Here is a 26,017-nt window from a genome sequence, read left to right on the forward strand (position 1 = left end):
AGGTCACCCCATGCGTCTGATCGTGCAGAGTCTGCGTGAAAGCGGAGGGCGTAATTTGCGCTGGTTGCTGGGGCTGAGCATCGTCCTTGGCGGCGGTGTGCTCGTGGTCCAGCACCTGATGCTGCTGGCACGCCTGGCGTTGTCGGCACCGATGTACCTGGCACTGCATGGCGGCATGCTGTGCGCCCTTGGCACTGCCCTGGGCGCTTTGCCTGTGCTGCTGGTGCGCAGCATGCCGGCTCGGATTGCGGACGCCATGCTCGGCTTTGGCGCCGGGGTGATGCTGGCGGCCACTGCATTTTCGCTGCTGCTCCCCGCGCTGGAGGCGGCGCAAGCGGGCGGACGGTCCACCTGGCTCGCGTCGCTGCTGGTCAGTCTGGGCCTGGCGCTGGGCGCATTCGGCCTGGCGGTGTTCGGCCGGGTGCTCGAAGACGCCCAGACAAATATCCAGGGCGCAGCCGAGGGCAAAGTACCGGCGCGTATCCTGCTCTTCGTCGCCGCTATCGTCCTGCACAACATTCCCGAGGGCATGGCCGTGGGCGTTGCCGCTGGAGGAGAGGTGCAGGGCGCCAGTGGTCTCGCGCTGGGTATCGCGCTGCAGGATGTACCGGAAGGGCTGGCGATCGCGCTGGTGCTGGCAGGAGCTGGGGTGTCACGTGGCAAGGCAGCGCTGGCCGGGGCGGCCTCAGGGCTGGTGGAGCCGCTGTTCGCGGTGCTCTGCGCCTGGCTGATCGGCATCTCGCGGATGTTCCTGCCCTGGGGGCTGGCCGCGGCGGCGGGTGCGATGCTCTATGTGGTGGTGCGCGAGATCATTCCCGAATCACAGCGGCGCGGTCATGCGGCGCAGGCCACCCAGTGGCTGATCATCGGCTTCTGTCTGATGATGGTGCTGGATACGTCGCTAGGCTGAAGGCCTGGCGCGTCACTCGCCTTCGTCGAAGTAGTTGTTGATCAGGTCGACCAGCGCCTTGATCGCTTCGTCTTCCTGCTCGCCTTCGGCAGCGAGATGCAGATTGGTGCCCTTGCCGGCGGCCAGCATCATCACGGCCATGATGCTCTTGCCGTCTACCGTGCTCTCGGGGTTGCGGCCCACGCGAACCTGACAGGGGAAACGCCCTGCGACGCCGACGAATTTGGCCGCCGCACGGGCGTGCAGGCCAAGCTTGTTGATGATGGTGACTTCGAGGGCGGGCATCGCGAGGGGCTGTCCTTTTGTTGTCTGTCGCTGCTTAGCTCAGGTCGCGGTGGCGAATCTGCACGTTGGTGAGGCTTTCCTTGAGGGCTTGGCCGATCCGCTCGGCCAGGTAGGTCGAGCGGTGCTGGCCACCGGTACAGCCGATGGCGATGGTGACATAGGCCCGGTTGCTCGCGGCGAAGCGCGGCAGCCATTTGTTCAGGTAGCCGAGGATATCCTGGTACATCTCCTCGACATCAGGTTGCGCCGCCAGGTATTCCTGGACTTCAACGTCGAGCCCGGTGTGCTCGCGCAACTCGGGCTTCCAGTAGGGGTTGGGCAGGCAGCGCACGTCGAACACCAGGTCGGCGTCCACCGGCATGCCGCGCTTGAAGCCGAAGGATTCGACCAGGAAGGCGGTGCCCAGTTCGGGCTTGTTCAGCAGGCGCAGCTTGAGCACGTCGCGCAGCTGATAGAGGTTCAGGTTGGTGGTGTTGAGCTTGAGATCGGCCAGGTCGGCAATCGGCGCCAGCAGGTGCGATTCGTCGGCGATGGCTTCGGCCAGTGAACGGCTGTCGCTGGTTAGCGGGTGGCGGCGGCGAGTCTCGGAAAAGCGTTTGAGCAGCGTTTCGTCATCGGCATCGAGGTACAGCACGTCGCACTGGATGTGCTTGTCGCGGGCTTCCTGCAACAGCTCGGGGAAGCGCTGCAGCTGGCTGGGCAGGTTGCGCGCGTCGATGGAGACGGCGACCTGGGGGTGCAGCAGTTCGGTGTGCAGCAGCGCGCGCTGGGCCAGGTCCGGGAGGAGGCTGGCCGGCAGGTTGTCGATGCAGTAGAAACCGTTGTCCTCGAGCACGTTGAGCGCGGTGCTCTTGCCCGAGCCGGATCTTCCACTGACGATGATCAGGCGCATGATTAGTGCCCGTTGTTCTGGAAGTCCACGACGATCCGGTACAGGTCCTCGCCGTTGGCGGCGTGACGCAGGCGGTCGCGGACGTCGGAGCGGTCGAGCATGGAGGCGATCTGCCGCAGCAGTTCCAGGTGCTCCTCGGTGGCCGCTTCCGGCACCAGCAGCACGAACACCAGATCCACCGGCGCACCGTCGAGGGCGTCGAAGTCTACCGGGTGGTCAAGGTGCAGGATGGCGCTGATCGGCGACTGGCAGCCGGGGAGGCGGCAGTGCGGAATGGCGATGCCATTGCCGAAGCCGGTGGAGCCCAGGCGTTCCCGGGCCACCAGGCTGTCGAAGATGTCTTGGGAATCGAAACCCGGCAGCTCGCGAGCCACCAGGTTGGCGATTTGTTCGAGGACACGTTTCTTGCTGCCTCCCGGCACGTTCACGAGGGAACGGCCGGGGGTCAGGATTTGCTCAAGTCGGATCATAGGGAGGGGTTAACGGACGCCAACACCTTGCTGGCGTTCGAGGTATTTTTCCTTGTGCTTGATCAGTTGGCGGTCGAGCTTGTCGGTGAGCAGGTCGATGGCCGCGTACATGTCTTCATGTTCGGCGCAGGCCACCACTTCGCCACCGGCGATGTGGAGGGTGGCTTCAATTTTCTGCTTCAGCTTCTCGACCTCCATGATGACCTGAACATTGGTGATCTTGTCGAAGTGGCGCTCCAGTCGGCCAAGTTTCTCGCCGACATAGTCGCGCAGGGCGTCGGTCACATCCAGTTGATGTCCACTGATGTTGACTTGCATACCGCTTTCTCCTTATTGCCCGTGTGTAAGTGGCAGGTTATGGGGCCTGCCGCCGGAACACCTTGGCGTGGATCAACGTCACACCAGTCGCTTGCGCTCGCTCGAGGGAGAGATTCCTAGGGACTCCCGGTACTTGGCGACGGTACGACGTGCCACTTGAATGCCCTGTGCCTCCAGTAAACCAGCGATCTTGCTGTCACTCAATGGCTTTTTCGGACTTTCCGCCGCGACCAGTTTCTTGATGATTGCGCGGATCGCGGTGGACGAGCACTCGCCGCCTTCGGAGGTGCTGACGTGGCTGGAGAAGAAATACTTCAGCTCGAAGATGCCACGCGGCGTGTGCATGAATTTCTGCGTGGTGACACGGGAGATGGTCGATTCGTGCATGCCCACCGCCTCGGCGATGTCGTGCAGGACCAGCGGCTTCATCGCCTCTTCGCCGTATTCCAGGAAGCCGCGCTGGTGCTCGACGATCTGCGTCGCCACCTTCATCAGCGTTTCGTTGCGGCTCTGCAGGCTCTTGATGAACCAGCGCGCTTCCTGCAGCTGGTTGCGCATGAAGGTGTTGTCGGCGCTGGAGTCAGCGCGGCGTACCAGGCCGGCATACTGCGAGTTGACGCGCAGGCGCGGCACCGCTTCCTGGTTCAGCTCCACCAGCCAGCGCTCGTTGTGTTTGCGCACGATGACATCCGGGACCACGTATTCGGCTTCGCCGGATTCGATCTGCGAGCCCGGGCGCGGATGCAGCGACTGAATCAGCTCGATGGTCTCGCGCAGCTCGTCTTCCTTGAGCTTCATGCGGCGCATCAGTTGGCTGTAGTCGCGGCTGCCGAGCAGGTCCAGGTGATCACTGACCAGACGGATAGCCTCGGCCAGCAGGTAAGTCTTGGTGGGCAGCTGGCGCAGCTGCAGCAGCAGGCACTCGCGCAGGTTGCGTGCACCGACGCCAGCGGGTTCGAGCTGCTGTACGCGGCGCAGCACGACTTCCACTTCGTCCATCTCCACGCCCAGTTCCGGATCGATGGAGGCGAGGATGTCGTCGAGGGACTCGTCGAGGTAACCGTCGTCCGTGATGCCGTCGATGATGCTCAGGGCGATCAGGCGGTCGGTATCGGACATCGGCAGGAGGTTGAGCTGCCACAGCAGATGGCTCTGCAGGCTTTCGCCGGCTGAGGTGCGAGAGGTGAAGTCCCACTCGTCGTCATCGTTACTGGGCAGGCTGCTGGCGCTGGTCTGGTAGATGTCTTCCCAGGCAGTGTCTACAGGCAGCTCGTTGGGGATGCGCTCGGCCCACTGGTCCTCATCGAGGCTGTCGGCATTGGGCGTTGTGCTTTCCTGGAAATTGTCCTGGGAGCTGCTGGTGGTGCCGTTGGCGCCTGACTCGGCGCCGTCCGCCATGGGGTCGCTGTTGTCGTAATCCTCGCCTTCTTCCTGGCGCTCCAGCATCGGGTTGGACTCCAGGGCTTCCTGGATTTCCTGTTGGAGGTCCAGCGTGGAGAGCTGGAGCAGTCGGATGGCCTGTTGCAGCTGCGGGGTCATCGTCAGCTGCTGGCCCATCTTTAGGACTAGCGATGGTTTCATGGCTGGAACTAGGCACCTTGTTCGCTGGCGCGAAGCGCGCCATATCCACGACTACGGACACCGGGGTGCCGCGAGGAAGCAAATTATATGCCTGAGTTTGGACGCTTTGCCTAGGGGCTGTCGACCTTTCGTTACAACCCGGTTGCGCCCGGGCAGGACAGGCAGCCGAATGCATCGCGGAACGGCCGACGAGCCGCGCCACGCGCAGGGAGGAGGTGGAGCTGCCACGCCCTGGGAAGGGCGCGGCGCAGGGCCTTAGAGGCGGAACTCGTGGCCCAGGTAGACTTCCTTCACCAGGTCGTTGGCGAGGATGCTCTCGGCGCTGCCTTCGGCGATCAGTTGGCCGTCGTTGACGATATACGCCGTTTCGCAGATATCCAGGGTCTCGCGGACGTTGTGGTCGGTGATCAGCACGCCGATGCCCTTGGCCTTGAGGTGATGGATGATCTGCTTGATGTCCCCCACGGAAATGGGGTCAACGCCGGCGAAGGGTTCGTCCAGCAGGATGAACTTCGGCGAACTGGCCAGGGCGCGGGCGATTTCCACGCGGCGACGCTCACCGCCGGACAGACTCATGCCGAGGTTGTCGCGGATGTGGTGGATGTGGAACTCCTCGAGCAGGCCCTCCAGGGCTTCCTGGCGGCCAGCGCGATCGAGGTCGCTGCGGGTTTCCAGGATGGCACCGATGTTGTCCGCCACCGACAGCTTGCGGAAGATCGAGGCTTCCTGCGGCAGGTAGCCGATGCCGGCGCGCGCGCGGCCGTGCATGGGCAGGTGGGTGACGTCCTGCTCGTCGATGCGCACCACGCCCTGATCGGCGCGAACCAGGCCGACGATCATGTAGAAGCAGGTGGTCTTGCCCGCTCCGTTGGGGCCGAGCAGGCCGACGATCTGCCCGCTCTCGATGCTCATGCTGACGTCGCGAACGACTTGCCGGCTCTTGTAGCTCTTGGCGAGGTGCTGGGCGGTTAGCGTAGCCATTACTGCGCTTGATCCTGCTTTTTCTTGGGCTGGATGACCATGTCGATACGCGGGCGCGGGGTAGTCACCTGGGAGCCGGTGGCACGGCCTGCGTTGACGATCTGGCGCTGGGTGTCGTAGACGATCTTCTCGCCTTCGAAGGTGTTGCCTTCCTGGATTACCTTGGCCTGGTCGATCAGCACGACGCGGTTCTGCGTGACGAAGTACTGGATCGTCAAGCCGTAGGCCTGGGTGATCTGCTTGTCCGGCGCCGGCTTCTGTTCGAAGTAGGCGGGCTTGCCGACCGAGGTAACGACCTCGATCTCGCCGTCCTTGTTCTGCTTGAGCGTAACGGTGTTGCCAGTCAGCTTCATGCTGCCCTGGGTTACCACCACGTCGCCGCGATAGACAGCAACGCCCTGCTTGTCATCCAGTTCGGCGCTGTCGGCCTGGACACGGATCGGCTGTTCCCGGTCGGTGGGAAGAGCCCAGGCGGCAGGGCTGCCAATGGCGGCGGCGAGGCTGAAAAGAAGGGGGAGGGTGTTAACGAGCCTCATGCTGACCTCTTACGTTGGACAGCAGGAGCATCCGGCTGTCTTTCAGATACGCCTTCATGCCAACTGCCGTGGTCACACCGTTGGGTTCGGTGATCTTCACGGGCTGGTCAGTCTGCGCATAGTCCTTGTCTGGGAACACCGTCATGCGCGAGGTGTTGAGCAGGAGCGTGCGTTGCTGCGCGTCGGTGCGCGCAACACGCACGTCATCGATCAGCTCGACCTGCTTGCCTTCGGGGGCCACTTCGGCGCGAACGCTCTGGACATGCCACGGCTGAGGCTCGTTCTCCCGGTGGAAGAAGAGGTCGGGCGTGGTGACCAGGGTCACGTCGGTTGCTTTCAGGTGTTCGAGTTTGTCGGCGGTCATCTCGTAGGCGAGGGAACCGTCGAGGCGGTATTGAACGCTCTTGGCATTCACCACATAGAAGTCGATCGCGTCGCTGGTCTGCGACTTGAGTTGCCGCTCGTTGAAGTCCAGGCGCACGTTCCAGTAATAGCCGAGGGCGATCAGCAGGATGGCGATCAGGGCGAGCAACAGCTTCTGTTGGAAAGTCTTGGGCATGTTCGGCTCTAGAGGTACGCGTTCTGGGCAGCTTCGAGGTTGCCCTGGGCGCGCAGGATCAGTTCGCAGAACTCGCGGGCGGCGCCTTCGCCGCCACGGGCCTGGGTCACACCGTCGGCATGCTGGCGCACGAAGGCGTCGCCGCTGGAGACCGCCATGCCCAGTCCGGCACGGCGAATGGCCGGCAGATCGGGCAGATCGTCACCCAGGTACGCGACTTCTTCATAGCCTAGACCCAGTTCGGCAAGCAACTCGTCCAGGGCGACCAGCTTGTCCTCTCGGCCCTGGAACAGGTGGTTGATGCCCAGGTTCTTCGCCCGGCGCTCGACCACCGGGCTCGAGCGGCCGGTGATGATCGCGGTGCGCACGCCCGTGGCCATGAGCATCTTGATGCCTTGGCCGTCGAGGGTGTTGAAGGTCTTGAACTCGCCGCCGTCAGGCAGGAAGTAGAGCTTGCCGTCGGTGAGCACGCCGTCTACGTCGAATACCGCCAGGCGGACCGCTTTCGCGCGTTGCAGCAGGTCGGCAGTCATTCAGATGACTCCCGCACGGGTCAGGTCGTGGACATGGAGGACGCCGACCGGGTGGTCCTTGTCGTCGACCACGACCAGTACGTTGATCTTGTGGTCGTCCATGATCTTCAGGGCTTCGGCGGCGAGCATGTCCGGGCGGGCAGTCTTGCCGTGCACGGTCATGACCTGGTCGATGCTCACCTGGCGCACGTCCAGGCCCTTGTCCAGGGTGCGGCGCAGGTCGCCGTCGGTGAAGACGCCGGCCAGCTTGCCGTCGTCTCCGAGGATGACGGTCATGCCCAGGCCCTTGCGGGTCATTTCCAGCAGCGCGCCGCTGAGCGACGTGCCGGGGGAAACCTGCGGCAATGCTTCACCCACGTGCATGATGTTTTCCACTTTCAGCAACAATCGACGGCCCAGTGCGCCGCCCGGATGCGAGAAAGCGAAGTCCTCGGCGGTGAAGCCGCGGGCTTCCAGCAGGGCGATGGCGAGCGCATCACCGATCACCAGGGAAACCGTGGTGGAGGAGGTCGGCGCGAGGTTCAGCGAGCAGGCTTCGTGCTCGACGCTGGCGTCCAGGTTGACCGCGGCGGCCTTGGCCAGTGGCGACTCGGCGTTGCCGGTCATGCTGATCAGGGTAATGCCCAGGCGCTTGATCAGCGGCAGCAGGGTGACGATTTCCGCGGTGGAGCCGGAATTGGACAGGGCCAGGACGACGTCGTCCTTGGTGATCATGCCCATGTCGCCGTGGCTGGCCTCGGCTGGATGTACGAAGAAGGACGGCGTGCCGGTGCTGGCCAGGGTGGCGGCGATCTTGCGGGCGATATGGCCGGATTTGCCCATGCCGACCACGACGACGCGGCCCTTGCAGTCGAGCAGCAGCTCGCAGGCCAGGGAAAAATCGGCGCCGATGCGCGGCAGCAGGGCGTCCACCGAGTCACGCTCGAGGCGGATGGTGCGCTGTGCCGACTGGATGAAATCGTGTTTCTGGCTCATGTTCGAAAGGCGCGGGGCAAAATGAAGTGCGAGATTATAACGGGAAAGCGGCAAAGGCTTCATCACTGGCATCTCAATGTTGAGCGCATTTTGCTGAACTGGTCCTTAACGACGGCTTAGCAGCCCTTGGGGCGCGGCTTCGCGGGGTGTTATAGTTCGCGGCCGTTCGGCCTGCCGCGCCGTGTTTCTGCCGTATGACAGACGGGGCAACGGACAGCGCCGTGATGAAAGGAGTTCTATGAGCACCAATGACCAATACGCGGTCGAGCTGAAGGGCCTGAGCTTCAAGCGTGGCACGCGTAAGATTTTCGATAACGTGGACATCCGCATTCCACGCGGCAAGGTCACCGGGATCATGGGGCCCTCGGGATGTGGCAAGACCACCCTGTTGCGACTGATCGCCGCCCAACTGCGCCCGGCGAGCGGCGAAGTGTGGGTCAATGGCCAGAATCTCCCGTCGCTGGGTCGCAGCGATCTGTTCGACATGCGCAAGCAGTTTGGCGTGCTGTTCCAGAGCGGTGCGCTGTTCACCGACCTCGATGTCTTCGAGAACGTCGCCTTCCCGCTGCGGGTGCATACCGAGCTGCCGGAAGACATGATTCGTGACATCGTCCTGATGAAGCTGCAGGCCGTGGGCCTGCGCGGAGCGGTGGAGCTGATGCCGGACGAGCTGTCCGGCGGCATGAAGCGCCGCGTGGCGCTGGCCCGCGCCATTGCGTTGGATCCGCAGATCCTGATGTATGACGAGCCCTTCGTGGGCCAGGACCCGATCGCCATGGGCGTGCTGGTGCGCCTGATCCGTCTGCTCAACGATGCCCTGGGGATCACCTCTATCGTGGTGTCTCACGATCTGGCGGAAACCGCGAGCATTGCCGACTACATCTATATCGTCGGTGACGGTCGCGTGCTCGGTCACGGAACGCCGGCGGACCTGAAGGGTCTCGATGATCCGCGGGTGCGCCAGTTCATGAAGGGCATTCCTGATGGTCCGGTGCCGTTCCACTATCCTGCTCGCGATTACCGCGCCGACCTGCTGGGAGAACGTTGATGCGCAAGACTTCATCGCTCGAGCGAGTTCGCCTGCTCGGGCGCGCGGGGCTCGATGTCCTCGAGTCGCTGGGCCGCTCGGGCCTGTTTCTGGTGCATGCCATCTTCGGCCGCCGCGTACACAGCGGCGCCTTCCAGTTGCTGGTCAAGCAGCTGTATTCGGTGGGTGTGCTGTCCCTGGCGATCATCGTTGTCTCCGGCCTGTTCATCGGCATGGTGCTGGCCCTGCAGGGCTACAACATCCTGGCGAGCTATGGTTCGGAGCAGGCGGTTGGCCAGATGGTCGCACTGACGCTGCTGCGTGAGCTGGGGCCGGTGGTGACCGGTCTGTTGTTCGCTGGTCGTGCCGGCTCCGCGCTGACCGCCGAGATCGGCAACATGAAATCCACCGAGCAGTTGTCCAGCCTGGAGATGATCGGTGTCGATCCGCTCAAGTACATCATCGCTCCGCGCCTGTGGGCCGGCTTCATTTCGATGCCGCTGCTGGCGGCTATCTTCAGTGTTGTCGGCATCTGGGGTGGAGCCCTGGTCGCCGTGGACTGGTTGGGTGTGTATGACGGTTCGTACTGGTCGAACATGCAGAACAGCGTGCAGTTCACCAAGGACATTCTCAATGGCGTGATCAAGAGTGTGGTGTTCGCCTTCGTCGTGACCTGGATCGCCGTGTTCCAGGGCTATGACTGTGAACCCACCTCCGAAGGGATCAGCCGCGCCACCACCCGTACCGTTGTGTATGCCTCCCTGGCAGTGCTGGGGCTGGACTTCATCCTGACCGCCTTGATGTTTGGAGACTTCTGATGCAAACCCGCACCCTGGAAATCGGTGTAGGCCTGTTCATTCTGGCCGGCCTGCTGGCCCTGCTGCTGCTGGCCCTGCGTGTCAGCGGACTGACCATCGGCAATTCGGGCGATACCTACAAGCTGTACGCCTACTTCGACAACATCGCCGGCGTCACCGTGCGTGGCAAGGTCACCATGGCGGGTGTCACCATCGGCAAGGTCACTGCGGTGGACCTGGACCATGACAGCTATCGTGGTCGTGTGACCATGGAGATCAATCGCCAGGTCAACAACCTGCCGGACGACTCTACCGCCTCCATCCTGACCGCCGGCCTGCTGGGCGAGAAGTACATCGGCATCAGTGTCGGTGGCGATGAAGAGCTGCTGAAGGAAGGCGATACCATCAAGGACACCCAGTCGGCACTCGTGCTGGAAGACCTGATCGGCAAGTTCCTGCTGAATTCGGTCAACAAAGACGACTCGAAGAAATGAGGACTCACTCCATGTTGAAAACCTTGCGCCGTGGCTTCCTGGTACTGCTTGCTATCCTGCCGCTGTTTGCCCAGGCCGAGCAGACCGCTCAGCAGGTCGTGCAGCAGACCGTCGACAGCCTGCTGTCGGACCTGAAAACCAACAAGGCCAGCTACAAGGCCAATCCTCAGGCGTTCTACGACACCCTGAACCGCATCCTCGGCCCCGTGGTGGACTCCGAGGGCATCGCCAAGGGCGTGATGACCGTCAAATACTCCCGCCAGGCCTCGCCGGAACAGGTCAAGCGCTTCGAGGAAACCTTCAAGAACAGCCTGTTCCAGTTCTACGGCAATGCGCTGCTGGAGTACGACAACCAGGACATCCGCGTGCTGAACACCGGCAAGCAGGAGCAGGATCGCGCTTCGGTGAACATGGAAGTGGTCGGCGGCAACGGCGCCGTCTATCCGGTGCAGTACACCATGGTCAACCAGGGCGGCAACTGGCGCCTGCGTAACGTGATCATCAACGGCATCAACATCGGCAAGCTGTTCCGTGACCAGTTCGCTGATTCCATGCAGAAGAACCGCAACGACCTGGAGGCCACCATTGCTGGTTGGGGTCAGGTAGTCGCCAAGGCCAAGGACGCTGCCAAGGGCCAGCCGGAAGGCGGCGCAGAATGAATCAGGGCAGTATCACGGAGCGCGTCGAGGGCGAACTGGCCCTCTCCGGCGTGCTGGACTACAGCTCCGGCCCCGCACTGCGTCAGCAGGGCGCCCGGCTGATCGCCGCGAGCAAGGCCAGTGCGCTGCACCTGGATTGCTCGGCGGTGGAGCGCTCCAGCAGCGTCGGATTGTCGCTGCTGCTGTCGTATACCCGTGATGCGCGCAAGGCCGGCAAGACGCTGCAGATTTCCGGCCTGCCCAAGGACATGCAGGAAATCGCCAAGGTTGGCGAGCTCCTGGAGATCCTGCCGTTACAGCATTGAAACACTAAGAAGGCCCTCCGTCCGCGACTTCCCCTGCCGGGGTTCGCAGGCGGGGGGCTTTTTTGTATCATGGCCGACCCGCGCGCGTAGGGCGCCGAACGAGGTTGAGCATGCAGGCCGTAGAAGTCAAAAACTTCCTGGAATCGAAACTCCCAGGTACCCAGATCGAAGTGGAAGGCGAAGGCTGCAATTTTCAGCTGAACCTGATCAGCGACGAGCTCGCCGGTCTGAGCCCGGTCAAGCGCCAGCAACAGATCTATGCCCACCTGAACGAGTGGATCGCCTCGGGCGCCATCCATGCCGTCACCATGAAATTCTTCAGCCGCGCCGCCTGGGCCGAGCGTTCCTGAGCCCACGGGGAAATTAGCAATGGATAAACTGATCATTACCGGCGGCACTCGTCTCGATGGCGAGATCCGCATCTCCGGCGCGAAGAACTCGGCGCTGCCGATCCTCGCCGCCACCCTGCTGGCGGACACCCCGGTGACCGTCTGCAACCTGCCGCACCTGCACGACATCACCACCATGATCGAGCTTTTCGGTCGCATGGGCGTGCAGCCGATCATCGACGAGAAACTCAACGTCGAAGTCGACGCCAGCACCATCAAGACCCTGGTCGCGCCGTACGAGTTGGTGAAGACCATGCGTGCGTCGATCCTCGTGCTCGGCCCGATGGTTGCCCGCTTCGGTGAGGCCGAAGTCGCGCTGCCCGGCGGCTGTGCCATTGGTTCGCGTCCGGTGGACCTGCACATTCGCGGCCTCGAGGCCATGGGTGCGCAGATCACCGTTGAAGGCGGTTACATCAAGGCCAAGGCCCCGGCCGGCGGCCTGCTCGGCGCGCATTTCTTCTTCGATACCGTCAGCGTGACCGGTACCGAGAACATCATGATGGCCGCAGCTCTTGCCAATGGCCGCTCCGTGCTGGAAAACGCCGCGCGTGAGCCCGAGGTCGTCGACCTGGCGAACTTCATCAACGCCATGGGCGGTGATGTGCAGGGCGCTGGCACCGACACCATCGTGATCAACGGTGTAAAAAGTCTGGGTGGCGGCGCCAAGTACAACGTCATGCCCGACCGCATCGAGACCGGTACCTACCTGGTCGCCGCTGCGGCCACTGGTGGCCGCGTCAAGCTCAAGGACACCGATCCGACCATCCTCGAAGCGGTCCTGGCCAAGCTGGTCGAGGCCGGTGCGCACATCACCACCGGCAACAACTGGATCGAGCTGGACATGAAGGGCAACCGGCCGAAGGCGGTGAATATCCGCACTGCGCCGTACCCGGCATTCCCGACCGACATGCAGGCACAGTTCATCTCCCTGAACGCCATCGCCGAAGGCACCGGCGCGGTCATCGAGACCGTGTTCGAGAACCGCTTCATGCACGTCTACGAGATGAACCGCATGGGCGCGCAGATCCTGGTCGAAGGCAATACCGCCATTGTTACCGGCGTTCCGCAGCTCAAGGGCGCACCGGTCATGGCGACCGACCTGCGCGCTTCCGCCAGCCTGGTGATCGCCGCTCTGGTGGCCGATGGCGATACCATGATCGACCGCATCTACCACATCGACCGTGGTTACGAGTGCATCGAAGAGAAACTGCAACTGCTCGGGGCGAAGATTCGCCGCGTGCCGGGCTAAGGCAGAACCAGACAATGCTGACGATTGCCCTGTCCAAGGGCCGTATCCTCGACGACACCCTGCCGCTGCTTGCAGCGGCGGGCATCGTGCCGACCGAGAATCCGGACAAGAGCCGCAAGCTGATCATCCCCACCACCCTCGATGATGTGCGCCTGCTGATCGTGCGCGCCACCGACGTGCCGACCTATGTCGAGCACGGTGCCGCCGACCTTGGTGTCGCGGGCAAGGACGTGCTCATGGAGTACGGTGGCCAGGGTCTCTACGAGCCGCTGGACCTGAAGATAGCCAACTGCAAGCTGATGACCGCTGGTGCGGTCGGCGCGCCGGAGCCCAAGGGCCGCCTGCGCGTGGCCACCAAGTTCGTCAACGTCGCCAAGCGCTACTACGCCGAGCAGGGCCGCCAGGTCGACGTGATCAAGCTCTACGGCTCCATGGAGCTGGCGCCGCTGGTCGGCCTCGCCGACAAGATCATCGACGTGGTCGACACCGGCAACACCCTGCGTGCGAACGGCCTGGAGCCCCAGGAACTGATCGCGCACATCAGCTCGCGCCTGGTCGTGAACAAAGCCTCGATGAAGATGCAGCACGCTCGCATCCAGGCCCTGATCGACACCCTGCGCGACGCCGTCGAAGCTCGACACCGTCACTGATACCCACCGCGACTCCGGTCGCGGCAGCCTATCCGTGTCATAGCCAAATTTTCTCGGGTGCCCGCACGGAAGGCTTGATAGTCTTGCGGCGCCCGAGATCATGCCAATTAAAGAGGCCAGCTATGACCGCACCCTTCGCTATCCGTCGACTCAACGCCGCCGATCCGGACTTCGCGCGTCATCTGGACCATCTGCTCTCCTGGGAAAGCGTGTCCGACGAGTCGGTGAACCAGCGTGTCCTGGACATCATCGCCGATGTGCGCAAGCGCGGTGATGCCGCCGTGGTGGAGTTCACCCAGCGCTTCGACGGCGTCGACGCCAAGACCATGGCCGACCTGATCCTGCCGCGCGAGCGTCTGGAACTGGCCCTGACCCGCATCACCCCGGCCCAGCGCGAGGCGCTGGAAACGGCCGCCGAACGCGTGCGCAGCTACCACGAGAAGCAGAAGCAGGACTCCTGGCGTTACACCGAAGCCGATGGCACCGTGCTCGGCCAGCAGGTCACCCCGCTGGATCGCGCCGGCCTGTACGTGCCCGGCGGCAAGGCGTCCTATCCGTCTTCCGTGCTGATGAACGCCATTCCGGCCAAGGTCGCCGGTGTCGCCGAAGTGGTGATGGTGGTGCCGACTCCGCGTGGCGAGATCAACGAAATCGTCCTGGCCGCTGCCTGTATCGCCGGCGTCGACCGCGTCTTCACCATCGGTGGTGCCCAGGCCGTAGCCGCGCTGGCTTATGGCACCGAGAGCGTGCCGCAGGTGGACAAGATCGTCGGCCCGGGCAACATCTACGTCGCCACCGCCAAGCGCCACGTGTTCGGCCAGGTCGGCATCGACATGATCGCCGGCCCTTCGGAAATCCTCGTGGTCTGCGATGGCGGCACCGATCCGGACTGGATCGCCATGGACCTGTTCTCCCAGGCCGAGCATGACGAGGATGCCCAGTCGATCCTGGTCAGCCCGGACGCGGCTTTCCTCGACAAAGTCGCCGCCAGCATCGAGAAGCTGCTGCCGACCATGGAGCGCGCCGAGATCATCCGTACTTCGCTGACCAACCGTGGCGCGCTGATCCTCGTCGCCGACCAGGAACAGGCCTGCCAGGTCGCCAACCGCATCGCCCCTGAACACTTGGAGCTGTCGGTGGCCGACCCGGAAAGCTGGCTGCCGAAGATCCGCCACGCCGGCGCCATCTTCATGGGCCGTTATACCGCCGAGGCGCTGGGCGACTATTGCGCGGGGCCGAACCACGTGCTGCCGACTTCCGGTACTGCGCGCTTCTCCTCGCCGCTGGGCGTATACGATTTCCAGAAGCGTTCCTCGATCATCTTCTGCTCCGCGCCGGGTGCTTCCGAGCTGGGCAAGACCGCTTCGATCCTGGCCCGCGGCGAGTCGCTGACCGCCCACGCGCGCAGTGCCGAATTCCGCATCCTTGACGGTGAGTAATCAATGAGCAAATTCTGGAGTCCCTTCGTCAAGGAACTGGTGCCCTACGTTCCGGGCGAGCAGCCGAAGCTGGCCAAGCTGGTCAAGCTGAACACCAACGAGAACCCCTACGGCCCGTCGCCGAAGGTGGTCGCCGCGATCCAGGCCGAGCTGAACGACACGCTGCGCCTGTATCCGGACCCGAACGCCGATCGCCTGAAGCAGACCATCGCCCAGTACCACGGCGTGAAAACCTCCCAGGTCTTCGTCGGCAACGGTTCGGACGAGGTCCTGGCCCATGCCTTCCACGCGCTGTTCCAGCACGGCAAGCCGCTGCTGTTCCCCGACGTGACCTATAGCTTCTATCCGGTCTACTGCGGCCTCTACGGCATCGTCTTCGAAGCGCTGCCGCTGGACGAGCAGTTCCAGATCCGCGTCGAGGATTACGCGCGCCCGAACGGCGGCATCATCTTCCCCAACCCCAATGCGCCCACCGGTTGCCTGCTGCCGCTCGACGCCATCGAGCGCCTGCTGCAGGCCAGCCCTGACAGCGTGGTGCTGGTGGACGAGGCCTACGTTGACTTCGGCGGCGAGACCGCGATCTCCCTGGTCAACCGCTACCCGAACCTGCTGGTGGCGCAGACCCTGTCCAAATCACGTTCCCTGGCGGGCCTGCGGGTCGGCTTCGCGATTGGTCATGAAGACCTGATCGAAGCGCTGGAGCGGGTGAAGAACAGCTTCAACTCCTACCCGCTGGACCGTCTGGCCCTGGCCGGTGCGGTGGCGTCGTTCGAGGATCAGGCGTACTTCGAGCAGACCTGCAACGCGGTTATCCACAGCCGCGAGAAGCTGGTGGCCGAGCTCAAGACCCTGGGCTTCGACGTACTGCCGTCGGCGGCGAACTTCATCTTCGCTCGCCACCCGCAGCGTGACGGCGCCGAACTGGCCGCCGCCCTGCGCGAAGAAGGCGTCATCGTGCGTCACTTCAAACAACAGCGGATCAACCAGTTCCTGCGCATCAGCATCGGCACCGAGGAGCAGAATCAGGCTCTGCTGGATGCCTTGCGCATGAAGCTGTAAGGCTATCGCTGCAAAAGAAAACGGCGCCTTCGGGCGCCGTTTTTCATTGCTCTGGAAAAGAGGGCGGCATCAGTTGCCATTAGGGGCGGGCGGCGGGCGCAGACCGACTTCGGCGTTGAGCGTCACCGGCTTGCCGTTGCGCAGCACTTCGATGGTGATCTTCTCGCCCGGCTTGGTGCGCGCGACCTGGTTCATCGAGCGGCGACCGTCGCTGGCGGCTTCGCCATCGATATTCAGGATGATGTCGCCGGGCAGCAGGCCGGCCTTGGCAGCGGGGCCGTCGCGGTAGACGCCGGCGACGACGATGCCGGCCTTGTCCTTGAGGTCGAAGGATTCGGCCAGTTCCGGGGTCAGCGGCTGCACTTCGACGCCGAGCCAGCCACGGATCACCTGGCCGTGCTCGATGATCGACTGCATGACTTCCAGCGCCAGCTTGGTCGGAATGGCGAAGCCGATGCCCTGGGAGCCGCCGGACTTGGAGAAGATCGCGGTGTTGATGCCAATCAGGTTGCCGTTGGCGTCCACCAGCGCGCCGCCGGAGTTGCCCGGGTTGATCGCCGCGTCGGTCTGGATGAAGTCTTCGTAGGTGTTCAGGCCCAGCTGGTTGCGGCCGGTGGCGCTGATGATGCCCATGGTGACGGTCTGGCCGACGCCGAAGGGGTTGCCGATGGCCAGGCAGACGTCGCCGGTGCGGATGCCGTCGGAGCGGCCGAGCATGATCGAGGGCAGGTCCTTGAGGTCGATCTTCAGCACCGCGAGGTCGGTCTCGGGGTCGCTGCCCACCAGGCGGGCGATGGTCTCGCGGCCGTCACGCAGGGCCACGACGATCTGGTCCGCGCCGGAGGTTACGTGGTTATTGGTCAGCAGGTAGCCTTCGGGGCTCATGATCACCGCCGAACCCAGGCTCGACTCCATGCGTTTCTGCTGCGGCAGGTTATCGCCGAAGAAGCGCCGGAACAGTGGATCGTCGAGCATCGAGTTGTTCGGCTTGCTGACCATCTTGGTGGTGTACAGGTTGGCCACGGCGGGCGACGAGCGTGTCACGGCATCGGCGTAGCTGACCGGGCCCTGTTGCAGGCGGCTGAGCAATGGCGCTTGTTGCAGATGCACTTCCTGCTGCGGAAGGCCGACCCATTGCGGGTTATGCTGGATGATCAGAAGAGCCAATAGCACGCCAACCAGCACGGGCCAGCCGAGGAAACGCAGGGCCTTCAGCATCGAAGAAAATCCTTGGGGTTGCTTGGCCGGGGGATGGCCGATAGGGTGGCGGCCATTATACGGGCGGCGAGCCAAGAAAATAGACGCTCGCAGCCGATGTTGGAGGAATTTCGATGGCTATCGCACTGAGCACGCTGGTCGAGGAAGCCGACCGTTTCCTGGACGCCGCGAAGATTCAGGATTACTGCCCCAACGGCCTGCAGGTTGAGGGCCGCCCGCAGGTGCGCCGTATCGTTTCCGGTGTCACCGCCAGCCAGGCGCTGCTGGATGCGGCCGTGGAAGCGGACGCCGATGTGGTGCTGGTCCACCACGGCTATTTCTGGAAGGGCGAGGATGCTCGCGTGGTGGGCATGAAGCAGCGCCGCCTGAAGACCCTGCTGAGCCATGACATCAGCCTGCTGGCCTACCACCTGCCGCTGGACCTGCATCCCGAGGTGGGCAACAACGTGCAGCTCGGTCGCCAGCTTGGTTTCGAGATCGAAGGGCCGCTGGAACCGGGCAACCCCCGCTCCATCGTGCTGGTCGGCTCGCTGGCCGAGCCCATGCTGCCCAGCGATCTCGCAATCCATGTGCGTGACGTGCTTGGCCGCGAACCGCTGCTGGTCGATGGCGGCCAGCCAATCCGCCGCATTGCGTGGTGCACCGGCGGCGCTCAGGGCTATATCGACCAGGCGATTGCCGCTGGTGTCGATGCCTACCTGACTGGCGAAGTCTCCGAGCAGACCGTGCACAGCGCGCGGGAGAACGGCATCAGCTTTATCGCCGCCGGCCACCACGCCACCGAGCGCTACGGCGTGCAGGCGCTGGGAGACTACCTGGCCAAGCGCTTCGCCATCGAGCATCTGTTCATCGATTGCCCGAACCCGGCCTGATGGCGTTCAGACCCAGCGCCAGGTCTTGCAGGGATGGCTGTAGGAGCGAGCTTGCTCGCGAACCCACCCTGGGCTGAGATGGCAGGAAACCTCGTTCGCTGCAAGGTGGCTGCTGCTCGATCATCCTGCCGCATCCGGAAACAGGCATGAAAAAAGCCGGCTCAATGAGCCGGCTTTTTTGTACGTGCCTCAGCGGTAGCCGTGGCGCTGGCGGTCCACCGCCTTGCCCAGCTCCCACACGGCCATGGCGTAGTGGGTACTGTGGTTGTAGCGGGTGATCACGTAGAAGTTCGGCAGGCCGTACCAGTACTGGTAGGTGTTGCCCATGTCCAGGCGCAGCAGGCTGGCGGTCTGGTGGTTGCCCAGCGAACCCTGCGGGCGCAGGCCGGCGGCTGATAGCGCGCTGATCGAGTATTGGGTTTTGAAGCCGTCTTCCAGTGAGCGGGCCTGGCCGATGGCCGGGGTCGCCACCGCGTCGCCGGTGACCCAGCCGTGTTGCTTGAAGTAGTTGGCCACGCTGCCGATGGCATCGCGCGGGTTCCACAGGTCGCGGTGGCCGTCGCCGTCGAAGTCCACGGCGAACTGGGTGAAAGAGGAGGGCATGAACTGTCCGTAACCCATGGCGCCGGCATAGGAGCCGCGCATTTCCAGGGGATTGTCGCCTTCGTTGCGCGCCTGCAGGAGGAACTGCTCCAGTTCGCCACTGAAGAACTCGGCGCGACGCGGGTAGGAGAACGACAGGGTGGCCAGTGCGTCGATGATCCGCGTCTTGCCCATCACGCGGCCCCAGCGGGTTTCCACGCCGATGATGCCGACGATGATTTCCGGCGGCACACCGTAGGTGCGCGAGGCGCGCTGCAGGTCGGCTTCGTATTCGTTCCAGAACTGCACACCCTTCTGCACGTTATCCGGGGTGATGAACTTCTTCCGGTAGCGCAGCCAGGCACCGTTCGGGCCGCTGGGCGGCGTGTAGGTCGGCGCCTGGCGGTCCATGAGGCGGATCACCCAGTCCAGCTCCTGCGTCTGGGCAAACAGGTCATGCAGATCCTGCCGATTGAAGCCGTGCTTGCTCACCATCATGTCGATGAAGCGATTGGCGTTGGCGTTGTTCGCGTAATCGCCGCGCAGCGGGGTGATCGGCTGTACCGAGCCGAACGCCGGGTGGGCGTTGGGGGTGATCAGGGTCGGTGCCTTCGGCTTCTGGGCCGGTTGTGGAGCGGGAGTCGGTTTGCTGCTGCACGCGGAGACGAGGACGAGCAAAGGCAGGGCGAAAACGATGCGGCGCATGGGAGATCTTCTGGGGCAGGAAAACGTGCCGCTATGCTAGCGCAGTGCCGGCCGTGCACAAGCCGGGAGCGCCTCAAGGACGCTGCTGACTCTGTTGCAGGAAAAGTCTCGAGGATATTTCCGAGATGGCGTTTGGGGCCTTGGGGCGTCTCGTTCGAGCGTCCCGGAGTAGCCTTTCAGATGCTGTCCGCAGCCGGCTTTCGCACTGAGCGCGTATGGCTATATCGGTATATTTTTTCGGTATAACCCGCTCCCCGGTTAGAGCCTTGCGCTGTGATAGAGTGCGCGCTCGTCTACGGCCCGCCGGCCGTCCATAAGCAATTCCGTGAGTAGCCATGGTCGACAAACTGACGCATCTGAAACAGCTGGAGGCCGAGAGCATCCACATCATCCGCGAGGTCGCCGCCGAGTTCGACAACCCGGTGATGCTGTACTCGATCGGTAAGGACAGCGCGGTGATGCTTCACCTCGCGCGCAAGGCCTTCTTCCCCGGCAAGCTGCCTTTCCCGGTGATGCATGTCGACACCCGCTGGAAATTCCAGGAGATGTACCGCTTCCGCGAGAAGATGGTCAGCGAATACGGCCTGGACCTGATCACCCACATCAACCCCGATGGCGTGGCGCAGGACATCAACCCGTTCACCCACGGCAGCGCCAAGCACACCGACATCATGAAGACCGAAGGCCTCAAACAGGCCCTCGACAAGTACGGTTTCGATGCCGCTTTCGGTGGCGCCCGCCGCGACGAAGAGAAGTCCCGCGCCAAGGAGCGCGTCTACTCCTTCCGTGACAGCAAGCACCGCTGGGACCCGAAGAACCAGCGTCCGGAACTGTGGAACGTCTACAACGGCAAGGTGAAGAAGGGCGAGTCGATCCGTGTCTTCCCGCTGTCGAACTGGACCGAGCTGGACATCTGGCAATACATCTACCTGGAACAGATCCCGATCGTGCCGCTGTACTTTGCCGAAGAGCGCGAAGTCATCGAGATGAACGGCGCGCTGATCATGATCGATGACGAACGCATCCTCGAGCACCTCACGCCCGAGCAGAAGGCCAGTATCCAGAAGAAGATGGTGCGCTTCCGCACCCTGGGCTGCTACCCGCTGACCGGCGCGGTAGAGTCCACCGCTACTTCGCTGCCGGAAATCATCCAGGAAATGCTGCTGACGCGGACTTCCGAACGCCAGGGCCGGGTCATCGACCACGACGCCGCCGGTTCGATGGAAGAAAAGAAACGTCAGGGCTACTTCTAAGGTTCTCGCACCATGTCGCATCAATCCGATCTGATCAGCGAGGACATCCTCGCCTACCTGGCCCAGCACGAGCGCAAGGAACTCCTGCGCTTCCTGACCTGCGGCAACGTCGACGACGGCAAGAGCACCCTGATCGGGCGCCTGCTGCACGACTCCAAGATGATCTACGAGGACCACCTCGAGGCCATCACCAAGGATTCCAAGAAAGTCGGCACCACCGGCGACGACGTCGACCTGGCGCTGCTGGTGGATGGCCTGCAGGCCGAGCGTGAGCAGGGCATCACCATCGACGTGGCGTACCGCTACTTCAGCACCTCCAAGCGCAAGTTCATCATCGCCGACACCCCCGGCCATGAGCAGTACACCCGCAACATGGCCACTGGCGCGTCCACCTGCGACCTGGCCATCATCCTGATCGACGCCCGCTATGGCGTGCAGACCCAGACCCGCCGGCACAGCTTCATTGCCTCGCTGCTGGGCATCAAGCACATCGTCGTCGCCATCAACAAGATGGACCTCAAGGGTTTCGATGAGGGCGTCTTCGAGCAGATCAAGGCCGACTACCTGCAGTTCGCCGAGAAGATCAACCTCAAGACCAACTCCCTGCACTTCGTGCCGATGTCGGCGCTGAAGGGCGACAACGTGGTCAACAAGTCCGAGCGCTCGCCGTGGTACACCGGCCAGTCGCTGATGGAAATTCTCGAGACCGTGGAAGTCGCGGGCGACCGCAACCTCGACGACATGCGCTTCCCGGTGCAGTACGTCAACCGTCCGAACCTGAACTTCCGTGGCTTCGCCGGCACCCTGGCGAGCGGCATCGTGCGCAAGGGTGACGAAGTCGTGGCCCTGCCGTCGGGCAAGGGCAGCAAGGTCAAGTCCATCGTCACCTTCGAGGGCGAGTTGGAGCAGGCCGGCCCGGGCCAGGCCGTCACCCTGACCCTGGAAGACGAGATCGACGTCTCCCGCGGCGACATGCTGGTGCATGCCGACAACCGTCCGCAGGTGACCGACGGCTTCGATGCCATGCTGGTGTGGATGGCTGAAGAGCCGATGCTGCCGGGCAAGAAGTACGACATCAAGCGTGCCACCAGCTATGTGCCGGGCTCGATTCCGAGCATCACCCACAAGGTGGACGTGAACACCCTGGAAGAGACCGCCGCCAGCGAACTCAAGCTCAACGAGATCGCCCGCGTGAAGGTCAGCCTGGATGCTCCGATTGCGCTGGACGGCTACGAACAGAATCGCACCACTGGTGCCTTCATCGTGGTCGACCGCCTGACCAACGGCACCGTCGGTGCCGGCATGATCATCGCCGCTCCGCAATCGAGCCATGGCACCGCCGTACACCACGGTGCAAATGCCCATGTAGCTCGGGAGGAGCGCGCAGCACGTTTCGGCCAGCAACCGGCCACCGTATTGTTCAGCGGGCTTTCCGGGGCGGGCAAGAGCACCCTGGCCTACGCGGTGGAGCGCAAGCTGTTCGACATGGGCCGTGCGGTCTATGTGCTGGATGGCCAGAACCTGCGTCACGACCTGAACAAGGGCTTGCCGCAGGACCGCGCCGGTCGCACCGAGAACTGGCTGCGCACCGCCCATGTGGCCAGGCAGTTCAACGAGGCTGGCCTGATCAGCCTGTGTGCCTTCGTGGCCCCTAGCGCCGAAGGTCGTGAGCGCGCCAAATCGCTGATTGGCGCCGAGCGCCTGGTCACCGTGTACGTCCAGGCCTCCCCGCAGGTTTGCCGTGAACGCGACCCGCAGGGCTTGTACGCCGCCGGTCAGGACAACATCCCGGGCGAGTCCTTCCCGTTCGACGTGCCGCTGGATGCCGATCTGGTGATCGACACCCAGAGCCAGTCGGTGGAAGAGGGCGTCAAGGCAGTCCTCGACCTGCTTCGCCAGCGCGGCGCGATCTGATCGCACAGCGCTGAAAAGAAAAAGCCCCGCCTAGGCGGGGCTTTTTCTTTTCCAATTCTCGCCGCTCCTTACGTTTATTACAGAGCTGTCTGCTTCCGTAGGAGCGGACCTTGTCCGCGAAATCCGTCCATCCCACTCCAGGATGTCCGGCTATGTCCCGCCCCGCTTTTCCTGAACTCCCAGGCCACCATGCTCTGCGCAAAGGCCGTTCGTCCATCCCCGGCTATGTCTATCTGCTGACCACGACCACGGAGCAGCGCGTTCCGCTATTCGCAGACTTCAAGACGGCCTGCGTTGCTTCGTCGACTTTTACGCGGAGCTCTGTGATCGGGCGGAACAGGCTGCTCGCGTGGGTATTGATGCCGGACCATGTTCACTGGCTGCTAGAGCTTGGTGAAGGCGAGGACTTGGCCAAGTCGGTGGGGCGTATGAAGGCCGTCAGTGCACGCCAAATTCGCCGGTCGGTTGGATGGGAGGGCGCTGTTTGGACACGAGCATTTCATGATCGGACATTGCGCCGGGAGGAGGACTTGGTCGCGGTTGCACGTTATGTCGTGAGTAATCCGTTGCGTGCAGGATTGGTCAGAACGGTGAGGGAGTATTCCTTTTGGGATGCGGCGTGGTTGTGAGGATTTCGCGGACAAGGTCCGCTCCTACGCGAGCAGCGTGGCACTCCATGAAAAAGCCCCGCTATTGCGGGGCTTCGGGGCAGGGCTCAGTACTTGCTTTTCAGCCCGTAGGTCTCGTCCAGCGTGCCCGGGCCGTCGCCGGTCTTGGGCGCGTAGTCGCGCGGCGCTTCGTTGTTCGCCGGCGGAGTCAGGCGCTCGCGGCGCTCTGGGTATTCGTCGGCATGCAGGGCAGCCAGCAGGCGCTGCTTGGTCTGCTCGTCCAGGGCCAGGCGCTCGGCGCCTTCGGACAGGTGTTCCTGCACATCCTGATAGCTCTGGGTGAGCTTCTTCATCAGGCTGGCGGAGGTGCTGAAGTGGGTCACCACTTCGCGCTGGTAGCTATCGAAACGATCCTGCATGTCGTCCACCTGACGCTGCAGCTTGTTGGGCGCGGCGTTGGGCAGCAGACGGGCGATCAGAAAGCCGATGCCGACCCCGACGATCAGGGCGAGTAGCGGCAGCAACCAGGTGGTGAGGGACTGTTCCACGCGAATCCTTCCTCTATAGACGGCTTTGCTTTACGTTAGCGGCTTGCACCTGTGCTTGTATACCGTGGCGAACGCTTCGCCGCCTGCGCAGGTATTGAGCTAGACGAGACGACCCGCCACGGGGTCACGGAGCTGTTGTTTGACCACCCGCGAAATCCCCCTGTTCCTCGATGGCCCCGAAGGCCAGCTGGAAGCCCTGCACCTCGCCGCGCCTGATGCGAAAGGCGTCGCGCTGATCTGTCATCCGCACCCGCTGTTTGCCGGCACCATGCAGAACAAAGTGGTCGCCACCCTGCAGCGCGCCGCACGGGATGCAGAATACGCCACTCTGCGTTTCAATTTTCGTGGCGTGGGTCAGAGCGCCGGCAGTTATGCCGAAGGCCGTGGCGAGATCGACGACGCGCTGGCCGCCGCGCGCTGGCTTGCCGGTCAGCATCCGGGACTGCCGCTGACGCTGATGGGCTTTTCCTTCGGTTCCTGCGTGGCCGGTAATGCTGCCCAGCGCCTGGAAGAGGAGGGCGCGGCGCTGGCGCAACTGTTCATGCTGGCGCCGCCAGTGGAGCGCTTCGATGTCGAACTGCCCGAGCGCTGCCCGCTCACGGTGATTCAGCCGGAGGCAGATGAAGTGGTGACGCCCGAGCGCGTCTACGCCTGGAGCGCCGAGCTGACCAAGCCCCACGAACTGATCCGCATCCCCGAGTGCAGTCATTTCTTCCACGGCAAGCTGATCGAGCTCAAGGACCTGATTCAGGCCCGGCTCGCCTAGGCCGCCAAGCCGCGTTACCATCCGGCCCGCCATTTCATTTGTGTTGATTCCTGGATTCCCATGACGACCCGTATCCTGACCGGCATCACCACCACCGGTACTCCGCACCTGGGCAACTACGCCGGCGCCATCCGCCCGGCCATCGTCGCCAGCCGCGATCCGCAGGCAGATTCCTTCTACTTCCTGGCCGACTACCACGCGCTGATCAAATGTGATGATCCGACGCGCATCCAGCGTTCACGCCTGGAAATCGCCGCCACCTGGCTGGCCTGCGGCCTGGATGCGGACAAGGCGACTTTCTATCGCCAGTCCGATATTCCCGAAATCCCCGAATTGACCTGGCTGCTCACCTGCGTCAGCGCCAAGGGCCTGCTCAACCGCGCCCACGCCTACAAGGCTTCGGTGGACAAGAATGTCGAGGCCGGCGAAGACCCGGATGCCGGCGTCACCATGGGCCTGTACAGCTACCCGGTGCTGATGGCCGCGGACATCCTGATGTTCAACGCCCACAAGGTGCCGGTCGGCCGCGACCAGATCCAGCACGTGGAAATGGCCCGCGACATCGGCCAGCGCTTCAACCACCTGTTCGGCAACGGCAAGGAGCTGTTCACCCTGCCGGAAGTGGTGATCGAGGAAGACGTGGCGACCCTGCCGGGCCTGGACGGTCGCAAGATGTCCAAGAGCTACGACAACACCATTCCGCTGTTCGGCACTGCCAAGCAGCTCAAGGACGCTGTCGCGCGCATCGTCACTGACTCCCGTGCGCCGGGCGAGCCGAAAGATCCAGATAACTCGCACCTGTTCACCCTCTATCAGGCCTTCTCCACCCACGAGCAACAGGCCGCGTTCCGCGCTGAACTGCTCGGTGGCCTGGCTTGGGGCGAAGCCAAGCAGCGCCTGTTCGATCTGCTCGACAACGAGCTGGGCGAGGCCCGCGAGCGCTACCACGCGCTGATCACCCGCCCGGCTGACCTGGAGGACATCCTCCTGGCCGGTGCCGCCAAGGCTCGCCGCATCGCCACTCCGTTCCTCGGCGAACTGCGCGAGGCCGTCGGTCTGCGGTCGTTCCGCGAGCAGGTGCAGGTGGCCAGCGAAGGCAAGAAAAAGGCGGCTAAGGCTGCGCGTTTCGTCAGCTTCCGCGAGGACGACGGCTTCCGCTTCCGCCTGCTGGACGCCGCCGGTGAGCAACTGCTGCTTTCCATCGCCTTCGCCGATGGCAAGGCTGCCGGCCAGGTGACCAAGCGCCTGCAGTCCGAGGAACTGGACCTGCACGCCGAGCTGAACACCTTCAGCGTGCGCCTGGATGGCGAAGCCGTGGCGTACAGCCCGGAGTTCTCCACCGACGCGGAGCGCGACGCTGCCATGCAGCGTCTGCACGAGGCTCTCGCTCCGCAGGAGTGAGGTGCAGCAGGCCGGTCCGACTACCGGCCAATTGCCAAGAAA

General features: G+C 63.5%; 30 protein-coding genes. 17 read left to right on the top strand and 13 right to left on the bottom strand.

What is annotated here, in order from left to right; all coding sequences use genetic code 11:
- The first annotated feature begins 16 nt into the window (after positions 1 to 16).
- A complete protein-coding gene (locus tag ACNFH5_RS06495; protein WP_416744969.1) occupies positions 17 to 910 on the top strand; it encodes a ZIP family metal transporter in 894 nt (297 codons plus the stop codon).
- A 12-nt stretch (positions 911 to 922) separates the two neighbouring features.
- Here the strand turns inward: ACNFH5_RS06495 and ACNFH5_RS06500 are convergent, their stop codons facing one another.
- From ACNFH5_RS06500 to ACNFH5_RS06545, 10 genes are all read right to left on the bottom strand, one after another.
- Positions 923 to 1,195 carry an HPr family phosphocarrier protein gene (locus tag ACNFH5_RS06500; RefSeq protein WP_081517453.1) on the bottom strand — a complete coding sequence of 91 codons (273 nt, stop codon included), beginning with the start codon at positions 1,193 to 1,195 and terminating at the stop codon, positions 923 to 925.
- 34 nt (positions 1,196 to 1,229) lie between these two features.
- Positions 1,230 to 2,087, bottom strand: a complete 858-nt coding sequence (rapZ, locus tag ACNFH5_RS06505) for an RNase adapter RapZ (RefSeq protein WP_416744843.1) — start codon at positions 2,085 to 2,087, stop codon at positions 1,230 to 1,232.
- Positions 2,088 to 2,089: 2 nt separating this feature from the next.
- The gene (ptsN, locus tag ACNFH5_RS06510) at positions 2,090 to 2,557 is read right to left on the bottom strand and encodes a PTS IIA-like nitrogen regulatory protein PtsN (protein ID WP_037009823.1); all 468 of its coding nucleotides are present in this window, start codon (positions 2,555 to 2,557) and stop codon (positions 2,090 to 2,092) included.
- A gap of 9 nt (positions 2,558 to 2,566) precedes the next feature.
- A complete protein-coding gene (gene hpf, locus ACNFH5_RS06515) occupies positions 2,567 to 2,875 on the bottom strand; it encodes a ribosome hibernation-promoting factor, HPF/YfiA family (protein WP_017518151.1) in 309 nt (102 codons plus the stop codon).
- Positions 2,876 to 2,953: 78 nt separating this feature from the next.
- Positions 2,954 to 4,456, bottom strand: a complete 1,503-nt coding sequence (locus tag ACNFH5_RS06520) for an RNA polymerase factor sigma-54 (protein WP_416744844.1) — start codon at positions 4,454 to 4,456, stop codon at positions 2,954 to 2,956.
- A 255-nt stretch (positions 4,457 to 4,711) separates the two neighbouring features.
- Positions 4,712 to 5,437 carry an LPS export ABC transporter ATP-binding protein gene (lptB, locus tag ACNFH5_RS06525; protein WP_037009811.1) on the bottom strand — a complete coding sequence of 242 codons (726 nt, stop codon included), beginning with the start codon at positions 5,435 to 5,437 and terminating at the stop codon, positions 4,712 to 4,714.
- Positions 5,437 to 5,973 carry a lipopolysaccharide transport periplasmic protein LptA gene (gene lptA, locus ACNFH5_RS06530; RefSeq protein WP_416744845.1) on the bottom strand — a complete coding sequence of 179 codons (537 nt, stop codon included), beginning with the start codon at positions 5,971 to 5,973 and terminating at the stop codon, positions 5,437 to 5,439. The genes lptB and lptA overlap by 1 nt, the downstream gene beginning before the upstream one ends.
- A complete protein-coding gene (lptC, locus tag ACNFH5_RS06535; RefSeq protein ID WP_416744846.1) occupies positions 5,960 to 6,532 on the bottom strand; it encodes an LPS export ABC transporter periplasmic protein LptC in 573 nt (190 codons plus the stop codon). Before lptC ends, lptA begins: the two co-directional genes overlap by 14 nt.
- A gap of 8 nt (positions 6,533 to 6,540) precedes the next feature.
- Positions 6,541 to 7,065 (bottom strand): KdsC family phosphatase, encoded by a 525-nt coding sequence (locus ACNFH5_RS06540; protein WP_416744847.1) that lies wholly within the window; start codon positions 7,063 to 7,065, stop codon positions 6,541 to 6,543.
- On the bottom strand, positions 7,066 to 8,040 hold the full coding sequence (locus ACNFH5_RS06545; RefSeq protein ID WP_416744848.1) for a KpsF/GutQ family sugar-phosphate isomerase: 975 nt from the start codon (positions 8,038 to 8,040) through the stop codon (positions 7,066 to 7,068). It lies immediately after the preceding gene.
- A 238-nt stretch (positions 8,041 to 8,278) separates the two neighbouring features.
- Here ACNFH5_RS06545 and ACNFH5_RS06550 point away from each other — a divergent pair, with 238 nt between their 5' ends.
- The 10 genes from ACNFH5_RS06550 (at position 8,279) to hisC (ending at position 16,108) form a co-directional block, all read left to right on the top strand.
- Positions 8,279 to 9,088, top strand: coding sequence for an ATP-binding cassette domain-containing protein (locus tag ACNFH5_RS06550; RefSeq protein WP_416744849.1), 810 nt, complete (start codon positions 8,279 to 8,281; stop codon positions 9,086 to 9,088).
- On the top strand, positions 9,088 to 9,885 hold the full coding sequence (mlaE, locus tag ACNFH5_RS06555; protein WP_169941676.1) for a lipid asymmetry maintenance ABC transporter permease subunit MlaE: 798 nt from the start codon (positions 9,088 to 9,090) through the stop codon (positions 9,883 to 9,885). The genes ACNFH5_RS06550 and mlaE overlap by 1 nt, the downstream gene beginning before the upstream one ends.
- Positions 9,885 to 10,358, top strand: a complete 474-nt coding sequence (mlaD, locus tag ACNFH5_RS06560; protein WP_045209590.1) for an outer membrane lipid asymmetry maintenance protein MlaD — start codon at positions 9,885 to 9,887, stop codon at positions 10,356 to 10,358. Before mlaE ends, mlaD begins: the two co-directional genes overlap by 1 nt.
- Before the next feature lie 11 nt (positions 10,359 to 10,369).
- On the top strand, positions 10,370 to 11,017 hold the full coding sequence (locus ACNFH5_RS06565) for an ABC transporter substrate-binding protein (protein WP_416744850.1): 648 nt from the start codon (positions 10,370 to 10,372) through the stop codon (positions 11,015 to 11,017).
- Entirely contained in the window at positions 11,014 to 11,322 is a 309-nt protein-coding gene (locus ACNFH5_RS06570; RefSeq protein ID WP_416744851.1) for an STAS domain-containing protein, read from the top strand. The genes ACNFH5_RS06565 and ACNFH5_RS06570 overlap by 4 nt, the downstream gene beginning before the upstream one ends.
- Positions 11,323 to 11,432: 110 nt before the next feature.
- On the top strand, positions 11,433 to 11,672 hold the full coding sequence (locus ACNFH5_RS06575; RefSeq protein WP_017518139.1) for a BolA family protein: 240 nt from the start codon (positions 11,433 to 11,435) through the stop codon (positions 11,670 to 11,672).
- 19 nt (positions 11,673 to 11,691) lie between these two features.
- Complete coding sequence (gene murA / locus ACNFH5_RS06580) at positions 11,692 to 12,960, top strand: UDP-N-acetylglucosamine 1-carboxyvinyltransferase (protein ID WP_416744852.1); 1,269 nt, start codon at positions 11,692 to 11,694, stop codon at positions 12,958 to 12,960.
- Positions 12,961 to 12,974: 14 nt separating this feature from the next.
- Positions 12,975 to 13,610, top strand: a complete 636-nt coding sequence (gene hisG / locus ACNFH5_RS06585) for an ATP phosphoribosyltransferase (RefSeq protein ID WP_416744853.1) — start codon at positions 12,975 to 12,977, stop codon at positions 13,608 to 13,610.
- A gap of 122 nt (positions 13,611 to 13,732) precedes the next feature.
- Positions 13,733 to 15,049: a histidinol dehydrogenase gene (gene hisD, locus ACNFH5_RS06590; protein WP_416744854.1), complete on the top strand. Its 1,317-nt coding sequence runs from the start codon at positions 13,733 to 13,735 to the stop codon at positions 15,047 to 15,049.
- A 3-nt stretch (positions 15,050 to 15,052) separates the two neighbouring features.
- Positions 15,053 to 16,108, top strand: a complete 1,056-nt coding sequence (hisC, locus tag ACNFH5_RS06595; protein WP_416744855.1) for a histidinol-phosphate transaminase — start codon at positions 15,053 to 15,055, stop codon at positions 16,106 to 16,108.
- Between the two features lie 69 nt (positions 16,109 to 16,177).
- Here the strand turns inward: hisC and algW are convergent, their stop codons facing one another.
- The gene (algW, locus tag ACNFH5_RS06600) at positions 16,178 to 17,326 is read right to left on the bottom strand and encodes a Do family serine endopeptidase AlgW (protein ID WP_218435693.1); all 1,149 of its coding nucleotides are present in this window, start codon (positions 17,324 to 17,326) and stop codon (positions 16,178 to 16,180) included.
- Between the two features lie 113 nt (positions 17,327 to 17,439).
- Between algW and ACNFH5_RS06605 the strand changes: the two genes are divergently transcribed.
- The gene (locus ACNFH5_RS06605) at positions 17,440 to 18,198 is read left to right on the top strand and encodes a Nif3-like dinuclear metal center hexameric protein (RefSeq protein WP_416744856.1); all 759 of its coding nucleotides are present in this window, start codon (positions 17,440 to 17,442) and stop codon (positions 18,196 to 18,198) included.
- A gap of 189 nt (positions 18,199 to 18,387) precedes the next feature.
- On the opposite strand, the gene mltB is transcribed toward ACNFH5_RS06605, so the two are convergent.
- Positions 18,388 to 19,485, bottom strand: a complete 1,098-nt coding sequence (gene mltB, locus ACNFH5_RS06610; RefSeq protein ID WP_416744857.1) for a lytic murein transglycosylase B — start codon at positions 19,483 to 19,485, stop codon at positions 18,388 to 18,390.
- Positions 19,486 to 19,820: 335 nt separating this feature from the next.
- On the opposite strand from mltB, the gene cysD reads away from it, so the two are divergent.
- The 3 genes from cysD to ACNFH5_RS06625 all read left to right on the top strand — a co-directional run bounded on the left by cysD (position 19,821) and on the right by ACNFH5_RS06625 (position 23,281).
- Complete coding sequence (gene cysD, locus ACNFH5_RS06615; RefSeq protein WP_236174420.1) at positions 19,821 to 20,738, top strand: sulfate adenylyltransferase subunit CysD; 918 nt, start codon at positions 19,821 to 19,823, stop codon at positions 20,736 to 20,738.
- 12 nt (positions 20,739 to 20,750) lie between these two features.
- The gene (gene cysN / locus ACNFH5_RS06620; RefSeq protein ID WP_416744858.1) at positions 20,751 to 22,652 is read left to right on the top strand and encodes a sulfate adenylyltransferase subunit CysN; all 1,902 of its coding nucleotides are present in this window, start codon (positions 20,751 to 20,753) and stop codon (positions 22,650 to 22,652) included.
- Positions 22,653 to 22,804: 152 nt separating this feature from the next.
- On the top strand, positions 22,805 to 23,281 hold the full coding sequence (locus ACNFH5_RS06625) for an REP-associated tyrosine transposase (protein WP_416744859.1): 477 nt from the start codon (positions 22,805 to 22,807) through the stop codon (positions 23,279 to 23,281).
- 86 nt (positions 23,282 to 23,367) lie between these two features.
- Here ACNFH5_RS06625 and ACNFH5_RS06630 read toward each other — a convergent pair whose 3' ends face one another.
- Positions 23,368 to 23,808 carry a YhcB family protein gene (locus ACNFH5_RS06630; RefSeq protein ID WP_045209602.1) on the bottom strand — a complete coding sequence of 147 codons (441 nt, stop codon included), beginning with the start codon at positions 23,806 to 23,808 and terminating at the stop codon, positions 23,368 to 23,370.
- A 139-nt stretch (positions 23,809 to 23,947) separates the two neighbouring features.
- Between ACNFH5_RS06630 and ACNFH5_RS06635 the strand changes: the two genes are divergently transcribed.
- Together ACNFH5_RS06635 and ACNFH5_RS06640 are read left to right on the top strand one after the other, a co-directional pair.
- Positions 23,948 to 24,574, top strand: a complete 627-nt coding sequence (locus ACNFH5_RS06635; RefSeq protein ID WP_416744860.1) for an alpha/beta hydrolase — start codon at positions 23,948 to 23,950, stop codon at positions 24,572 to 24,574.
- Positions 24,575 to 24,634: 60 nt separating this feature from the next.
- Positions 24,635 to 25,975 (top strand): tryptophan--tRNA ligase, encoded by a 1,341-nt coding sequence (locus ACNFH5_RS06640; RefSeq protein WP_416744861.1) that lies wholly within the window; start codon positions 24,635 to 24,637, stop codon positions 25,973 to 25,975.
- Positions 25,976 to 26,017: the final 42 nt, after the last annotated feature.

Origin of the sequence: Pseudomonas sp. NY15435 (assembly GCF_048068295.1) — a bacterium.
Lineage (GTDB): Bacteria > Pseudomonadota > Gammaproteobacteria > Pseudomonadales > Pseudomonadaceae > Pseudomonas.

Bases quoted from the DNA above. Each gene is read 5' to 3' on its own strand.
- ACNFH5_RS06500 (WP_081517453.1), bottom strand. From the start codon at position 1,195: ATGCCCGCCCTCGAAGTCACCATCATCAACAAGCTTGGCCTGCACGCC.
- rapZ (WP_416744843.1), bottom strand. From the start codon at position 2,087: ATGCGCCTGATCATCGTCAGTGGAAGATCCGGCTCGGGCAAGAGCACC.
- ptsN (WP_037009823.1), bottom strand. From the start codon at position 2,557: ATGATCCGACTTGAGCAAATCCTGACCCCCGGCCGTTCCCTCGTGAAC.
- hpf (WP_017518151.1), bottom strand. From the start codon at position 2,875: ATGCAAGTCAACATCAGTGGACATCAACTGGATGTGACCGACGCCCTG.
- ACNFH5_RS06520 (WP_416744844.1), bottom strand. From the start codon at position 4,456: ATGAAACCATCGCTAGTCCTAAAGATGGGCCAGCAGCTGACGATGACC.
- lptB (WP_037009811.1), bottom strand. From the start codon at position 5,437: ATGGCTACGCTAACCGCCCAGCACCTCGCCAAGAGCTACAAGAGCCGG.
- lptA (WP_416744845.1), bottom strand. From the start codon at position 5,973: ATGAGGCTCGTTAACACCCTCCCCCTTCTTTTCAGCCTCGCCGCCGCC.
- lptC (WP_416744846.1), bottom strand. From the start codon at position 6,532: ATGCCCAAGACTTTCCAACAGAAGCTGTTGCTCGCCCTGATCGCCATC.
- ACNFH5_RS06540 (WP_416744847.1), bottom strand. From the start codon at position 7,065: ATGACTGCCGACCTGCTGCAACGCGCGAAAGCGGTCCGCCTGGCGGTA.
- ACNFH5_RS06545 (WP_416744848.1), bottom strand. From the start codon at position 8,040: ATGAGCCAGAAACACGATTTCATCCAGTCGGCACAGCGCACCATCCGC.
- ACNFH5_RS06550 (WP_416744849.1), top strand. From the start codon at position 8,279: ATGAGCACCAATGACCAATACGCGGTCGAGCTGAAGGGCCTGAGCTTC.
- mlaE (WP_169941676.1), top strand. From the start codon at position 9,088: ATGCGCAAGACTTCATCGCTCGAGCGAGTTCGCCTGCTCGGGCGCGCG.
- mlaD (WP_045209590.1), top strand. From the start codon at position 9,885: ATGCAAACCCGCACCCTGGAAATCGGTGTAGGCCTGTTCATTCTGGCC.
- ACNFH5_RS06565 (WP_416744850.1), top strand. From the start codon at position 10,370: ATGTTGAAAACCTTGCGCCGTGGCTTCCTGGTACTGCTTGCTATCCTG.
- ACNFH5_RS06570 (WP_416744851.1), top strand. From the start codon at position 11,014: ATGAATCAGGGCAGTATCACGGAGCGCGTCGAGGGCGAACTGGCCCTC.
- ACNFH5_RS06575 (WP_017518139.1), top strand. From the start codon at position 11,433: ATGCAGGCCGTAGAAGTCAAAAACTTCCTGGAATCGAAACTCCCAGGT.
- murA (WP_416744852.1), top strand. From the start codon at position 11,692: ATGGATAAACTGATCATTACCGGCGGCACTCGTCTCGATGGCGAGATC.
- hisG (WP_416744853.1), top strand. From the start codon at position 12,975: ATGCTGACGATTGCCCTGTCCAAGGGCCGTATCCTCGACGACACCCTG.
- hisD (WP_416744854.1), top strand. From the start codon at position 13,733: ATGACCGCACCCTTCGCTATCCGTCGACTCAACGCCGCCGATCCGGAC.
- hisC (WP_416744855.1), top strand. From the start codon at position 15,053: ATGAGCAAATTCTGGAGTCCCTTCGTCAAGGAACTGGTGCCCTACGTT.
- algW (WP_218435693.1), bottom strand. From the start codon at position 17,326: ATGCTGAAGGCCCTGCGTTTCCTCGGCTGGCCCGTGCTGGTTGGCGTG.
- ACNFH5_RS06605 (WP_416744856.1), top strand. From the start codon at position 17,440: ATGGCTATCGCACTGAGCACGCTGGTCGAGGAAGCCGACCGTTTCCTG.
- mltB (WP_416744857.1), bottom strand. From the start codon at position 19,485: ATGCGCCGCATCGTTTTCGCCCTGCCTTTGCTCGTCCTCGTCTCCGCG.
- cysD (WP_236174420.1), top strand. From the start codon at position 19,821: ATGGTCGACAAACTGACGCATCTGAAACAGCTGGAGGCCGAGAGCATC.
- cysN (WP_416744858.1), top strand. From the start codon at position 20,751: ATGTCGCATCAATCCGATCTGATCAGCGAGGACATCCTCGCCTACCTG.
- ACNFH5_RS06625 (WP_416744859.1), top strand. From the start codon at position 22,805: ATGTCCCGCCCCGCTTTTCCTGAACTCCCAGGCCACCATGCTCTGCGC.
- ACNFH5_RS06640 (WP_416744861.1), top strand. From the start codon at position 24,635: ATGACGACCCGTATCCTGACCGGCATCACCACCACCGGTACTCCGCAC.